12 protein-coding genes are annotated in these 13,405 nt (G+C 34.8%); all 12 read left to right on the top strand.

The window, feature by feature from the left end:
• Positions 1-349 precede the first annotated feature (349 nt).
• The 12 genes from BCR21_RS14950 to BCR21_RS14895 all read left to right on the top strand — a co-directional run bounded on the left by BCR21_RS14950 (position 350) and on the right by BCR21_RS14895 (position 13,393).
• Entirely contained in the window at positions 350-2,293 is a 1,944-nt protein-coding gene (locus tag BCR21_RS14950) for a BglG family transcription antiterminator (protein ID WP_069647259.1), read from the top strand.
• Positions 2,283-2,753 carry a PTS sugar transporter subunit IIA gene (locus BCR21_RS14945; protein ID WP_084013343.1) on the top strand — a complete coding sequence of 157 codons (471 nt, stop codon included), beginning with the start codon at positions 2,283-2,285 and terminating at the stop codon, positions 2,751-2,753. Before BCR21_RS14950 ends, BCR21_RS14945 begins: the two co-directional genes overlap by 11 nt.
• Positions 2,754-2,774: 21 nt before the next feature.
• Complete coding sequence (locus tag BCR21_RS14940) at positions 2,775-3,104, top strand: PTS fructose transporter subunit IIB (protein ID WP_069647258.1); 330 nt, start codon at positions 2,775-2,777, stop codon at positions 3,102-3,104.
• 25 nt (positions 3,105-3,129) lie between these two features.
• Complete coding sequence (locus BCR21_RS14935) at positions 3,130-4,194, top strand: PTS fructose transporter subunit IIC (RefSeq protein ID WP_069647257.1); 1,065 nt, start codon at positions 3,130-3,132, stop codon at positions 4,192-4,194.
• A 39-nt stretch (positions 4,195-4,233) separates the two neighbouring features.
• Complete coding sequence (locus BCR21_RS14930; protein ID WP_069647256.1) at positions 4,234-5,502, top strand: class II D-tagatose-bisphosphate aldolase non-catalytic subunit; 1,269 nt, start codon at positions 4,234-4,236, stop codon at positions 5,500-5,502.
• A 215-nt stretch (positions 5,503-5,717) separates the two neighbouring features.
• Positions 5,718-6,422 (top strand): HAD family hydrolase, encoded by a 705-nt coding sequence (locus BCR21_RS14925; protein ID WP_069647255.1) that lies wholly within the window; start codon positions 5,718-5,720, stop codon positions 6,420-6,422.
• A 516-nt stretch (positions 6,423-6,938) separates the two neighbouring features.
• Positions 6,939-7,997 (top strand): extracellular solute-binding protein, encoded by a 1,059-nt coding sequence (locus BCR21_RS14920; protein WP_084013342.1) that lies wholly within the window; start codon positions 6,939-6,941, stop codon positions 7,995-7,997.
• 364 nt (positions 7,998-8,361) lie between these two features.
• Complete coding sequence (locus BCR21_RS14915; RefSeq protein ID WP_069647253.1) at positions 8,362-9,363, top strand: ABC transporter ATP-binding protein; 1,002 nt, start codon at positions 8,362-8,364, stop codon at positions 9,361-9,363.
• Positions 9,364-9,375: 12 nt separating this feature from the next.
• Positions 9,376-11,118, top strand: coding sequence for an ABC transporter permease (locus tag BCR21_RS14910; RefSeq protein WP_069647252.1), 1,743 nt, complete (start codon positions 9,376-9,378; stop codon positions 11,116-11,118).
• The gene (locus BCR21_RS14905) at positions 11,096-11,875 is read left to right on the top strand and encodes an endonuclease/exonuclease/phosphatase family protein (RefSeq protein ID WP_069647251.1); all 780 of its coding nucleotides are present in this window, start codon (positions 11,096-11,098) and stop codon (positions 11,873-11,875) included. The genes BCR21_RS14910 and BCR21_RS14905 overlap by 23 nt, the downstream gene beginning before the upstream one ends.
• A gap of 24 nt (positions 11,876-11,899) precedes the next feature.
• Positions 11,900-12,604 (top strand): MgtC/SapB family protein, encoded by a 705-nt coding sequence (locus BCR21_RS14900; protein WP_069647250.1) that lies wholly within the window; start codon positions 11,900-11,902, stop codon positions 12,602-12,604.
• Between the two features lie 51 nt (positions 12,605-12,655).
• The gene (locus tag BCR21_RS14895) at positions 12,656-13,393 is read left to right on the top strand and encodes a DeoR/GlpR family DNA-binding transcription regulator (protein WP_069647249.1); all 738 of its coding nucleotides are present in this window, start codon (positions 12,656-12,658) and stop codon (positions 13,391-13,393) included.
• The last annotated feature ends 12 nt before the right edge of the window (positions 13,394-13,405 follow it).

Raw genomic sequence — 13,405 nt, 5'->3', positions numbered from 1 at the left:
AGGATTAATAAATAGAAATTAAATTATACTATAATAGAAAAAATAGAACTAAAAATAAAGAGGAAAGGCTAAAAATAGGTTAACTAAAACATAACTATTTGAGGGATAGGAATTTTTTAAATTTAGAAGAGTGATGGTAAGTCGATTTAGAGTACTTATTTTAAGATAAAAACACTGGGAAACTAAATAAAATAAAGGAGAAGATCAGTACAAGACGTTGCAACAAGTTCTTGAAAAGAATTGTGATATAAAAAAGTAAGCGTTACCTATATAATCAAAAGTGTAAAACATGATAGTGCTTACATTTTTTGATTTCAGAGATGAATTGACATAAGAACGGAGGGGAAATATGGAATTGATACAAAGACAATCACTTCTTGCTTCATTACTTATAAAACAGAATGGTTTTCAAACAGTTAAGTACTATGCAAAACAGTTAAACATTTCTGAAAGAACGATACATTCTGATTTAAAGGTTGTAGAGAAGTATCTCTTGCAAGAAGGCTATCGCATAGAAAAAAGACCTGGTATTGGGATTAGTATAAAAAGAAGCGTTGAAGTCCCACAGAAAAAAGATGAGGTGCTGGAACAAAACATATACTCTACAGCAGGTAGGCGAGAAAAAATCATTCAATTACTACTATTTGAAAATCAAACGGTGACTTTTGAATTATTATCAGAGATGTTTTTGATTAGTAGAAGTTCTATCAATAATGATTTTAAGTTTATAAAACAACTGCTAACAACGGGAAATACAATAAAAATTGTTAGTGACTCAAAAGGAACTAGATTGTCTGGACCAGAAAAGGAACTGCAAAAAGCCTATCTTGAGTTTAATCATTATTTAACGGTGGGAAAGAATAATTTATTTGAACCAAATGATGAAAAAAAAGAGGCATTGCTTGCTCAGTACTACGGAGAAGATATCGTTTTAGTGTGTACAAGGGTTCTTTATGGTTATATTAAAAGCGATGTCACCGTAATAGCAGAGCATTATGTTTCAAATGTACTAAATATGATGATTATTTTAGTCTATCGGGTTAAGGAGGGGCATCATGTTGAGGGCCTAGAAGAACCTGAGAATGAAAATGAGCGTGTCTTTTTTGAAAAAAGAGCGCAAGAGATGTTGAATAAGATATCGTTACGACTAAACCTTAAATTTACCCGTAATGACATTGAATATTTATCAACGTATTTAATTTCAAATCGATTTGAACCTTTACCGACGAAAAAAAAATACCATAAGGTTGTTTCTAATATTATTGAAAAGGTGAGTAAGTCCCTCAAAATAGATTTTACTAAAGACCAAAAATTAAAGGAACAGCTAATGCTTCACATCCCTCCGATGATTTATCGGCTAGGAGAAGGTGTTCAAACCAATAACCCTTTTATTTACCAAATAAAGAATGAGTTTACTGTCATGTTTAACTCGATCTGGGTCATTTTAAGTGAATATGAAGAAGAACTGAATGTCACGTTTAACGAGGATGAAATAGGATTTTTAACAATTTATTTTCAGTCAGCAATTGAGCGAGCAAAATTAAGTAAAAAAATTTTGATCGTATGTCCAACTGGAATAGCTACCTCAGAGCTACTTTTAAACCGAATCAAAAATATTTTGCCCTCTTTTGACATGATTGAAGTTGCGTCAATCAAAGAAGTTGAAGCACTTGATTTGGCACAAATCGATTTTATTATCTCCACAGTACAGTTAAACCGACTGAATAAAAAGGTTGTTGTTGTTTCACCGTTGTTGAGTGATCAAGATATAAAGAACATTACAGCAACTTATAATGAACAGTTTATTTTCTTAAAGGAGTTTGAAGAAGGAACACTAAAGGAATTAAATAATCTTAGTCCTTATTTATTGGAAGAATTTATCTTTTGGAATGAGAGCTTCAAGACAAAAAATGAGCTCCTAAAAGAGATGGGTAAGAGACTTAAAGAAGCCGATATTGTAACAGAAAAATTTGTTGAAAGTATGATGAATCGAGAAAGACTGGGTGGAACGGATTTGCCGACAGGGGCAGCTATTCCTCATGGTAATCCTAAGTATGTTAAAGAAACAGTGATTGCGGTTGTGAAAAATAAAAAGTATATCAAATGGAATGAACACTCTGTAAAAATAGTAATGATTGTTTGTATTGCTGAAAAAGACATACAAGAAATAAAAGGAATGTTATCTGCTATCTATCAAATAGTAGAAAGTAAAGAAAGATTGAATCAGTTTACAGAATTTACGAAAAAAGAAGTGTTAAGTCAAAAGATAGGATGTGAGATTCTTGAAGGATAGTGCAAGTGATGTGATTAGGGAAGACATGATTTTATTGCAGACAAAGTTTAAAACGAGGGATGACGCATTACGTGCATTAGTCCAACTGGCAGATGAAACAGGAATAATTTCGGAGAAAGAACTTTTTCTAAAATCTGTATTGAATCGAGAGGAAGAAATGCCTACTGCAATTGGATATCAAATTGCGATTCCACACGGGAAAAGTGAGGCAGTGAGAACCCCTTTTATTGGTTTTTTACAGACAAAAGAGGAATTTGTTTGGACTGAAGGGCACGAAGAACAGGTTAAACTTGTTTTTCTAATCGGTGTACCAGCTGAAAATGAAAACAATATCCATTTGAAATTTATCTCACAGCTCAGTAAAAAGCTTTTAGATGAGGAATTTAGAATGCAATTACTAGAAGAAAGAAATCAAAAAAATGTCTTTAAGCTGCTACGTTCAATTAAAGTAGCAAGCTGAAAATGAATAGGAGGAAATAGGATGAAAGTTGTAGCAGTGACCGCATGTCCAACAGGAGTAGCGCACACATATATGGCGCAAGAAGCAATTGAAAAAGAGTGTAAGAAAAGAGGATATGATGTACAGGTAGAAACGCAAGGTAGTATGGGCATTGAGAATGAGTTGGAGCAAGAGGATGTCAATAAAGCAGATGTGGTTATTTTAGCAGTTGCAATAGGAATTGAGGGAGAAGAACGTTTTGATGAAAAAACAGATGAAGGAAGAGTATTACAAATAGATCCAGCAGACGCAATCAAGCATCCTGTTGAGGTTTTGGACAAGGCTGAAAAATTATTTAAAGCATCTGAATAAATCAAAATATAGGAGATGACTCGGAATGAAAAAGGAAAATAAGTTTTTTAAAGATCTACAAAAGGCTTTTAATACTGGTGTATCATTCATGCTGCCTGCTGTTGTCGTTGGGGGGATTTTCTTGGCAGTGGCATTGGCTACAGGAAAAGCGACAGATTCAGGAATGGAGATCACCAATCCTTTTATGCAAAATCTAAATGACTTAGGTGCTGCGGGATTTGCCATGATGATTCCATTACTTTCAGGATATATCGCGAACTCACTTGCAGGAAAGCCTGCTTTAGCACCTGCAATGATTCTAGGGTTTGTTGCCAATAATCCTATTGGAGAAGGTCAAGTAAAAACAGGTTTCTTGGGTGCCATGATCATGGGTGTATCCGTGGGGTATTTTGTTCGTTGGTGTAAAACGTGGAAGGTTCCAGCAACGATTCGAACAATTATGCCAATTTTGATTGTGCCAGTTCTAACGACATTTGTTTTGGGAATGATTTATATCTATATTATTGCAGTGCCAATCGGTGCTGGGATGGATTGGTTGGTAAAAGTATTAGGAGAAATGCAAGGTGGTAGTGCAATTATTTTAGGGCTAATTATTGGTGCAATGACAGCAATAGATATGGGCGGGCCAATCAATAAAACAGCTACTGCTTTTACTTTGGCATTAATGTCTGAAGGGATTTATGGGCCTAATGGCGCACATAGAATTGCGGTAGCAATTCCTCCTTTGGCAATGGCTATTTCTACTTTTATCGATCGGAAAAAATACACAGCAGAAGATAGGGATCTTGGGATTTCGGCTTTTTTCATGGGACTTATTGGCATCACCGAAGGAGCGATCCCTTTCGCCGTAAAAGATATAAAACGAGTATTGCCAGCAATTATTATTGGTAGTGCAATTGGCGGCGCATTGGGGATGGCCAATGGGGTAGAAGCGTTAGTTCCTCATGGAGGATTAATCATTTTACCCGTTGTTAATGGTAAGCTTTGGTACGTTTTATCAATGCTGATTGGTGTCATGATATCGGTAGCAATTCTACATTTTACAAAACCAAATTTAGATGAAGAAGACAAAGTGAAAAAAGATAAATAGTACAAACTAAAAGAACTGAATTGGAGATGGCAAAATATAATGGGAAAATTACCAATAAAAAAAGTAGTAGAAAGCTTACTAAAACTGCAAAAAACAGGTGAAAGTGCAACACTGTTAGGAATTGGACCTATGTCAAAAAATTGTGTTCAAGCAACACTTGAGCTATCTAAAGAAGATGATTATCCAGTGATGTTTATCGCAAGTCGGAATCAGGTAGATGCAGATGAACTTGGCGGTGGCTATGTCAACGGCTGGAATCAATTTACCTTTGCTAATGCAGTGAAAGAAGTAGCCGAAGAAATTGAATATGACAATTTATATTACATGTGTCGTGATCACGGTGGTCCTTGGCAGCGAGATCAAGAAAGAAATGACCACTTACCGACAGAAAAAGCGATGGAGTTAGGAAGAAAATCCTATGTAGCAGATATTGAAGCAGGTTTTGATCTACTGATGATCGATCCTACAAAAGATCCTTTTGAAGTGGGGAAAGTCATTCCATTAGAAACAGTGTTGAATCGGACTCTAGAATTGATTGAATTTTGTGAAACTGAACGAAAAGCACGTAACTTACCAGAAATTGGTTATGAAGTAGGAACTGAGGAGACAAATGGAGGGTTAACTTCTATAGAAACATACGAAACCTTCATTCTACGATTGAAAGAAGGGCTAGAAAAACGCGGCTTACCAATGCCAACATTTATAGTTGGTCAAACAGGAACACTGACACGAAAAACGGAACAAGTTGGTACGTTCAATTTCAAAAACGCTTATGATTTAGCACAAATGGCAAAAGGTTATGGTGTTGGTTTGAAGGAACATAATGGCGACTATTTAGATGATGTCACCTTGCTAGAGCATATTCCTTCAGAAATTACAGCGACAAATGTTGCACCACAATATGGCACAGAAGAAACACGTGCTTATTTGAACCTTGCAGCAGTAGAAGCGAAGTTAGTGGAAAATGGTCTTATAACAGAGCCATCTAAAACAAGAGAGGTTTTACTTATACATGCAATTAAGAGCGAACGCTGGAGAAAGTGGATGGTTGGTGATCAAAAAGAATTGACAGTTGAAGAAATTATGCAAGATATGGCACTGTCAGATGAAATTCTTGATATCGCTGGACATTATACGTTTAATGATGATGAGGTGAAAAATGAAATAGCAACACTATATGCAAATCTAAAAAAACATAATATTCATGGACAACGTTATGTTATTGACCATATCAAACGCCCGATTAGAGATTATGCGGAATGTTACAATCTAAAAGGGGTAACCACTCGGATCAAACAATTAGGCTAAAAGAATAAGAAAAGTGAAAAAATACTTTTGTATAAGGTAGATTAGTTTCTGGATAAAGCAAAACGTGTCGTGTTTTGTTTTATCCTTTTTAACTATTTCAGAAACATTTTTATAAATAAATTGAGAGTAAACCATAAAAAACAGAAGGGTCGAGTTGTTGTAGATAATGTGTATACAGGAGAAATCCAGAACGTAAAAGAGTTAGGAGGAAGACGTTGTATAATTTTATTTTTGATGTAGATGATACGTTGTATGATCAATTAGAGCCGTTTAAGCAGGCTTTCCAAGAAAATTTTTCACTGAATAAAAAAATTTCTGTAGAATTATTATATCGCTATAGTCGTAAATTTAGTGATGAGGTTTTTGAACTATCGCAACAAGGAAGTATTTCCATGAATGAAATGTATATCTACCGTCTTACAAAGGCATTTAATGAGTTTGATATTTCAATCCAGCCGCAGCAAGCCTTAGATTTTCAAAAAGATTATGCAGCTTTTCAAGAAAAAATCACTTTACTTCCAGATATAGAGAAAACACTGGATTATTGTACAGAGAAGCAACTGACCGTGGGGATTATTACAAATGGCCCCTCTCAGCATCAACGAAATAAAATAAAAAATTTAAACTTGACTCATTGGATAAACCCTAAGAATATTTTTGTTTCTGGTGAGTTGGAAATGGCAAAGCCGGATAAAAGGATTTTTTATTACGTTGAAAATCAGATGAAATTAGAGACACAAAAGACATTTTACATCGGTGATTCATATAGAAATGATGTGCTTGGAGCTAAGAGTGCGGGGTGGAAAACGATTTGGTACAATCGGCGTGGCCACCTTATAAAAAATAAGGTGAGTGAGCCTGATTTCATTGTGGGGAAAGAGGAGGAGATCTACGATTTGGTGAGAAGTTTAGTATCATAATTTTTGGTTGAATAGCTTTTTCTTTTACTATTTTCATTGGAATAGAGTATCCATAGAATGCTCGAATACGATTCTCTTTGAGGGCATGTCTCTTTGTTTCTGATTTCTCAGTCGTTATTTTAAAATCATCAAGTGCTACATTTTTCTATTCGGTAGACGGATGAAATAGTTGCAATAGTTGGTCAATTCGTGGCTAACTATTTTTGTCTAGTTCTAATTCATATTCCCACGGAGCATGACGCAATGCATAAGAAACTTCGTTACTTAGTTTTGCGTAGTTTACTTTTCTGCTCAATTACTTTACTCCGATTGTAATCAATCATTTCTTTCACCGTAAAATCCACCGAAGCCCACAAATCAAAAAAGTTTCCTCTTTGTTCAAAAATTTCGTCTCAGTATCTTTTTTTGATAAAAATAGATAAAAAATGATAATAGTATTGAAGTTTGTGATAATAAATGATAATATCAGTGTGAAGTTAAGAAAGCGGTAACATTTCGAGAGGATGGGAAATCAGAATGAAGAAATTGAATGTAAGAATTGTTGGCATGATTTTAGCGATATTATTTGTATTTGCAGGGTGCTCCAGTAATGAATCGAAAAAAGGTGAAACAGAAAAGAATGAGAACCTAATTATATACACCAATGCAAATTCAGATGGACGTGGAGAATGGTTAGAAGAAAAGGCGAAGGAAAAAGGCTTTGACATTACTTTAGTGACAGGTGGTGGCGCTGATATTACAAGCCGATTGATTGCGGAGAAAAATAATCCCAATGCAGATATTGTGTATGGATTAAATAGTTTATTCTATGAACAATTAAAATCAGAAGATATTTTGACTGAATTTGTTCCAACTTGGGCAAGCGAAAACCCTAAGGATATGAATGATGCAAATGGTTATTATCATGGGATAGTCACACAAGCTTTATTGCTTGCCTACAACGAAGAAAAAATTCCTAAGGATCAAGCACCCAAAAGCTATTTAGACTTAATTGAAAATGCTTCATTTAAAGGGAAATACGAAGCTCCAATAAAGTTAGACCAAGCGACACCTCGTATTATTTTATCTAGTATTTTAGTGCAGTATAAAGATAAAAATGGCGAATTGGGTATTTCTGATAAAGGTTGGAAAGCAGTTGAAACATTTTTGAAAAATGGAGAACGTGTCCCAGAAGGCGACGATTTCTATGCGCTATTAGCTTCAGGCGATATTCCAATTGGGACATTAGTCTCTGGAACGCTCCAAGCAAAAGAAGAGCAATATGGCATACCTGCACAAATCGTAAGTCCTAAAGGGATTGGCTCCCCTTCAGTTATAGAATCAGTAGCTTTGGTGAACGGTAGTAAGAAAACTGAAAAAGCGAAAGAGTTCATTGAATGGTTTGGCAGCGCAGAGGTTCAAGGAGAATTTTCTGAAAAATTTAATGCCATGCCAACAAATGAGAAAGCAGCGAAAAAAGTACCTAAAGATGTGCAAAAATTGTTTGATCAAATTGAAATTCAAGATCTAGATTGGACATTTATCTCTGAAAATATCGATCAGTGGATGGAAAAATTAGAACTAGAAATTCTTTAAGTAATGAAGGATTTATAGTGCATAGATAAAACGTATAAACAACATGTACTTTTGCTAGCTATTTAGATAAAGAACAAACTTCTATGAATAGATGTGACCTTTATTCAGAACGTTTTTCTTGATTGTCAAACCTAAAAAAATGCGAGCTAACTGGTAAAGGTAAACAGTATGGAAGTAAGTGGGACATAACTTTTTGAGTCATATCCCACTTACCTAGAATCCCGATAAAAGGTGGGATCAGAAGCAACTACTGATCACTTCAAACTCTAAGTGTCAGAGACACTTAGAACGGAAGGACTTGGTTCTCGGAGTCAAAAGCTTTTGTCCCTACCTTAAGGGTTATTATTTTTTGGAGGTAAGAAAAATGATTTTTTTTGAAGATGTTCAAATTAAATTCAATGATTTTATTGCAATCGATCAATTGAATCTACGTATTAAAGAAGGTGAGTTTTTTACATTATTAGGACCTTCTGGCTGTGGGAAAACAACCACTTTGCGTAGCTTAGTAGGATTTATCAAACCAAGCAAAGGTAATGTTTATTTAAACGATAAAATTATTACTCATGAGCCTGTAGAAAAGCGAAATATTAGTATGGTCTTTCAAAGTTACGCTTTATTTCCAACCATGACAGTGTATGACAATATTGAATTTGGATTAAAAGTAAAAAAGATCGATAAACAAAAAAGCCGTGAAATGGTCAAGGAAATTGCAAAAAAAGTTGATTTAGACCCTAGCCAATTACAAAAAAATGTGTCTGAATTATCTGGTGGACAACAGCAAAGAGTCGCTATAGCTAGAGCACTTGTATTGCAACCAAATATTTTAGTATTAGATGAACCATTGTCTAATTTAGATGCTCGTTTGCGAGTTCAATTACGAAATGAATTGAAAGAGTTACAGAAAAAATTTGGTATTACAACGATCTATGTCACACATGATCAAGAAGAAGCATTGACGTTATCTGATCGTATTGCAGTTTTTAATAAAGGAAAAGTAGAACAAGTAGGCACGCCAGAAGAGATTTATAATCGGTCGCAAACCGAATTTGTTTGTAATTTCATTGGAGATATCAACAATGTTACGCCTTTAAAACATCACTTTACACCCGAAATTAGTCAACAGGAAAAGTGTTATATACGAATAGAAAAAGTTCATTTAAACCAAAAGGCAAAGACTTGCGATGTTCAATTATCTGGAGAGATTTCTGCTATTGAGTTTTATGGGATTTATACAAAATATACGATTCGCTTAGAAGATGGGACCGCTCTAAAGGTTATTGAAAAAGGCGTACAGTTGGATGAACTTTGTATAGATGCAAAAGTGACAATTGGAATGAATGAAACGGATCTATTAACGTATTCTTAATGGAGGAAAAAGATGAAAAAAAGAATAAATATCCCTTTGCTTTTAATTGTTTTGGGATTAAGTTGGTTTTGCTTGGGATTTTTGATTTTCCCCAATATTAATACAGTCATTCAAACATTTTTTCATGAAGGCTCTTTTTCTTTAGAGCCAGTGGCTAAATTGCTAAAATCACAACGAGCAATGGATAGTTTGAAAAACAGTTTTATATTAGCAGTTACGTTAACTGTAAGTGTGAATTTGATAGGTGTATTCCTAGTTTTGATTATGGAATATTTTGAGATCAAAGGAGCAAAATTTTTAAAATTAGGCTATTATACAACATTGATTTATAGTGGGGTAGTTTTAGTGTCAGGCTACAAATTCATTTATGACAAAAATGGGTTTGTCACAAAATTGATCCAATCAATTGTCCCTAGTTATACAGCTAGTTGGTTTCATGGTTTTTTAGCAGTTGCTTTTGTTATGACGTTTGCCTGTACGTCCAATCATGTTTTATTCTTATCGAATGCAATTAAAAAATTAGATTTTTCAACGATCGAGGCAGCTAAAACAATGGGGGCTTCTAAATTAAGAATTCTATTTCAAATTGTTTTTCCTACATTGAAACCTACGTTGTTTGCATTAACGATTTTAACTTTTTTAACAGGTCTGGCGGCGACTTCAGCACCGATGATTCTAGGTGGTCGCGAATTTGAAACTATCACACCGATGATTTTGACATTTTCAAGAAGTCATTCTTCTAGAAATTTAGCGACAATCTTAGCTCTAATTCTAGGAATCGCAACAATTATTTTATTAAGTTTTATGATGAAGTCTGAGCGAAAAGGTAATTTTATGTCGATTTCAAAAGTTAAAGTTGACTTTCAAAAACAAAAAATCGATCATCCCATTGTTAATATCTTCGTTCATGTGTTTGCGTACGCTATTTTTATTCTGTACGCCGTACCAGTGATTTTGATTATTTTATTTTCTTTTACAGATGCAGCGAGTATTTCAAGCGGAACACTAGCTTTGGATCGTATGACGATTAAAAATTATGCATTAGCATTTTCAAGTTTGAAGGCATTACAACCATACCTTGTTTCTTTAGTTTACGGACTGGTCGCTTCATTCTTAGTTGTAGCACTGTGTCTTCTTTGCTCACGTTTGATCCACCGTTATCCGAATAGTAAACTAATTGTGTTCTTAGAATATATCTTGATGATTCCTTGGTTATTGCCAACGACATTGATTGCAATTGGGTTGAGTATTTCTTTTAATCAACCAACACCTTTTACCTTCAATAGTATTTTAACAGGTACGGTGTGGCTTTTATTGCTAGGCTACATTATTATCAAAATTCCCTTTACGTTGCGTATGACGAAATCTGTTTTTTTTAATATTAATACTGAAATTACAGAGGCCGCTCAAAACTTAGGGGCGAATTCTTTTTATACATTCAGGCGTGTGATTTTACCGATTGTATTACCAGCAACGGCGGGAGTATTTGCCTTGAATTTTATTGCTATTTTGCAAGATTATGATTTAACTGTATTTTTATACCACCCACTGTATGAACCGTTGGGTGTGATGATTCGAAATGCTACAGCTAATCAAACCGTAGCGGATACTAAAGCACTTTCTTTAGTGTATTCTGTAATTATTATGGTGATGTCAACGATTATCATGTATTTAGTTTATAGCGATAGTAGTTTTGTCAAAAAATTATTTAGAACATGGAGAGATCGAAAAAATGAACTCAGTAATGACCTATAACATAAAAAATGACAGCCCAACACCAGAAAAAAAAGATTTATGGGAATATAGGCTACCTAAAATGGTTCAGTTGTTAAACAGGCATCAACCAGAGTTATTAGGACTGCAAGAAGTAACTGCTGAGCAATTAGAAGGCCTAAAAAAAGCGTGTCTGGATTATCATTTTATAGGTAGCCCACGTTCTGATGAAAAAAAATCAGAGTTTAATCCAATAGCATATGCACACAAAATATTTGAATTGATAAAAACGGATACTTTCTGGCTTTCAGAAACACCAAATGAAATGAGAAAAGCGGATGAATGGCAAGCGGATTGCTATCGTATTGCTACGTGGGGAATTCTTGAAAGAAAAGTAGATCGCCGGTCTTTTTTAGTGATCAATACTCATTTTGATCATATGAGTGAACGAGCGCGGGTAGAATCAGCGAAATTACTTAATCAATTTATTAAAGAGCAAACGCTCTCGAATATCATTTTAATGGGTGATTTAAATGCAGACACAAAAGAAGCTTGTTATTCGATTTTATCGGAAAACTTGTACGACGTTATGCCGGTCAGCCCTTATCATGTAGGACCAAATAAGACTTGTACAGGTGTTGACTTTAAACATGATATTCAGTGGGATACTATGATGCAAATTGATTATATATTTTTTAGTTCCGCTCTAAACGTACTTCGTACAGAAGTAGTAACTGACAAAATTGGCGGGCAATACCCGTCCGATCATTTCCCAGTTTTTTGTGAATTCAGTGGCTGAAAAAGATCAGATAAGGAGGCGGAAATGGTTGATTCTCAAGTGATTATCTTACGCTTAATTCTTGCGACGGTTGCTGGTGGTGCTGTTGGCTATGAACGTGCATCGAACAATAGTGTTGCAGGTTTACGCACACATATCTTAGTCGCGGTTTCATTGGCTGGAGTTAGTTTGATTCAAGTATCAATCGTAGATACTGCGATTCATTTTGTCGATGGACAGCCAGAATTGCAAAATTTGTTTAGTGTAGATTTTGGACGTTTAGGTGCTCAGGCAATTGCTGGAGTGGGCTTTTTAGGGGCTGGAACTATTCTACAAATGAAAAATGGCGTAGTTGGATTAACAACAGCTGCATCTATTTGGAGTGTAGCTGTGATGGGGTTAGCCATTGGTATGGGCTATTACTTGATTGGAATAAGCCTAAGTATTATTGTAATATTGACATTAGGAACGATGAATCGTGTGTCTAAAAAATACTTATATAAACCCACTAAAGTTATTATAGATATTGAGTTTTTGCACAATGAGACCCTTGTCACTAAATTGAATCAATTTTTTGGAAATTACCAAGTAGAAATTGAACAATTTGAATGGATTGAACACTGGGATCATGAAAAAAGTAAAGCTCGCTATGTATTGGTTTTGGATAGGTATCATCAGTTAGATGAACTTAAAAGTGAGTTGTACTCATTGAATACACGAATCAGTAGTGTTAAAAGCTATGGGTTATAAAGAACCGTCGAACCTTAGTCAATACTTATAAAGAAAAGAGGTCAATCAACTATGCTTCCTTTTGAGCGCAAAGAAAAAATTAAAGAAGAATTATTAAAAGGGTATATTAACATTAATGAACTTGCCCAGTTGTTAAAGGTTTCAGAAATTACTGTACGCAGAGACTTAAAACAATTGGAAAAAGAAGGCGTCATTGAAGTATTTCATGGAGGGGTCGCAAAACTGATTGATACGACCAGAGAAACTAGCATTTCTAAACGACAAAGCATTTATTCGGAAAATAAAGAGCAAATCGGTATTTTTGCTGCTAGTCTTATTGAAGATGGAGATGTGATATTTTTAGACTCTGGAACAACTACAAAAGCGATTATACCTGAATTAGTGAAGAAAAAAGAGCTGATGATTGTGACGAATGGCTATTTGAATATTGAAGCGTGTATTCAGCATGATCTTCCCGTGACGGTCATTGGCGGAGATTTAAAAATAGAAACTATGGCATTTGTAGGTCCATTGACGAATAAAATGTTGGACAGTTATCATTTTGATAAATGCTTTTTAGGGGCAAATGGAATTGACTATGAATTTGGATTATCTAATGCAGATCCCAACGAATCGATGGTGAAAGAAAAAGCGATTAAGCAGTCTGTCCAAACATATATAGTTTCTGACCATTCAAAATTTGACGCTAAATCTGTATTCAAATTTGCTGAACTCGATGAAGTGAAGATTATTACAGATAGCTGTCCGGAACGTTATCGGTCCTGTTCAACTATTCTATTAATGGAATAAAATTATGATAAC

This window comes from Enterococcus ureasiticus (genome assembly GCF_001730285.1).
Taxonomy (GTDB): Bacteria; Bacillota; Bacilli; order Lactobacillales; family Enterococcaceae; genus Enterococcus_L; species Enterococcus_L ureasiticus.
This window is presented reverse-complemented; position numbering and strand designations above follow the sequence as displayed.

Bases quoted from the DNA above. Each gene is read 5' to 3' on its own strand.
- BCR21_RS14950 (WP_069647259.1), top strand. From the start codon at position 350: ATGGAATTGATACAAAGACAATCACTTCTTGCTTCATTACTTATAAAA.
- BCR21_RS14940 (WP_069647258.1), top strand. From the start codon at position 2,775: ATGAAAGTTGTAGCAGTGACCGCATGTCCAACAGGAGTAGCGCACACA.
- BCR21_RS14935 (WP_069647257.1), top strand. From the start codon at position 3,130: ATGAAAAAGGAAAATAAGTTTTTTAAAGATCTACAAAAGGCTTTTAAT.
- BCR21_RS14930 (WP_069647256.1), top strand. From the start codon at position 4,234: ATGGGAAAATTACCAATAAAAAAAGTAGTAGAAAGCTTACTAAAACTG.
- BCR21_RS14920 (WP_084013342.1), top strand. From the start codon at position 6,939: ATGAAGAAATTGAATGTAAGAATTGTTGGCATGATTTTAGCGATATTA.
- BCR21_RS14915 (WP_069647253.1), top strand. From the start codon at position 8,362: ATGATTTTTTTTGAAGATGTTCAAATTAAATTCAATGATTTTATTGCA.
- BCR21_RS14910 (WP_069647252.1), top strand. From the start codon at position 9,376: ATGAAAAAAAGAATAAATATCCCTTTGCTTTTAATTGTTTTGGGATTA.
- BCR21_RS14905 (WP_069647251.1), top strand. From the start codon at position 11,096: ATGAACTCAGTAATGACCTATAACATAAAAAATGACAGCCCAACACCA.
- BCR21_RS14900 (WP_069647250.1), top strand. From the start codon at position 11,900: ATGGTTGATTCTCAAGTGATTATCTTACGCTTAATTCTTGCGACGGTT.
- BCR21_RS14895 (WP_069647249.1), top strand. From the start codon at position 12,656: ATGCTTCCTTTTGAGCGCAAAGAAAAAATTAAAGAAGAATTATTAAAA.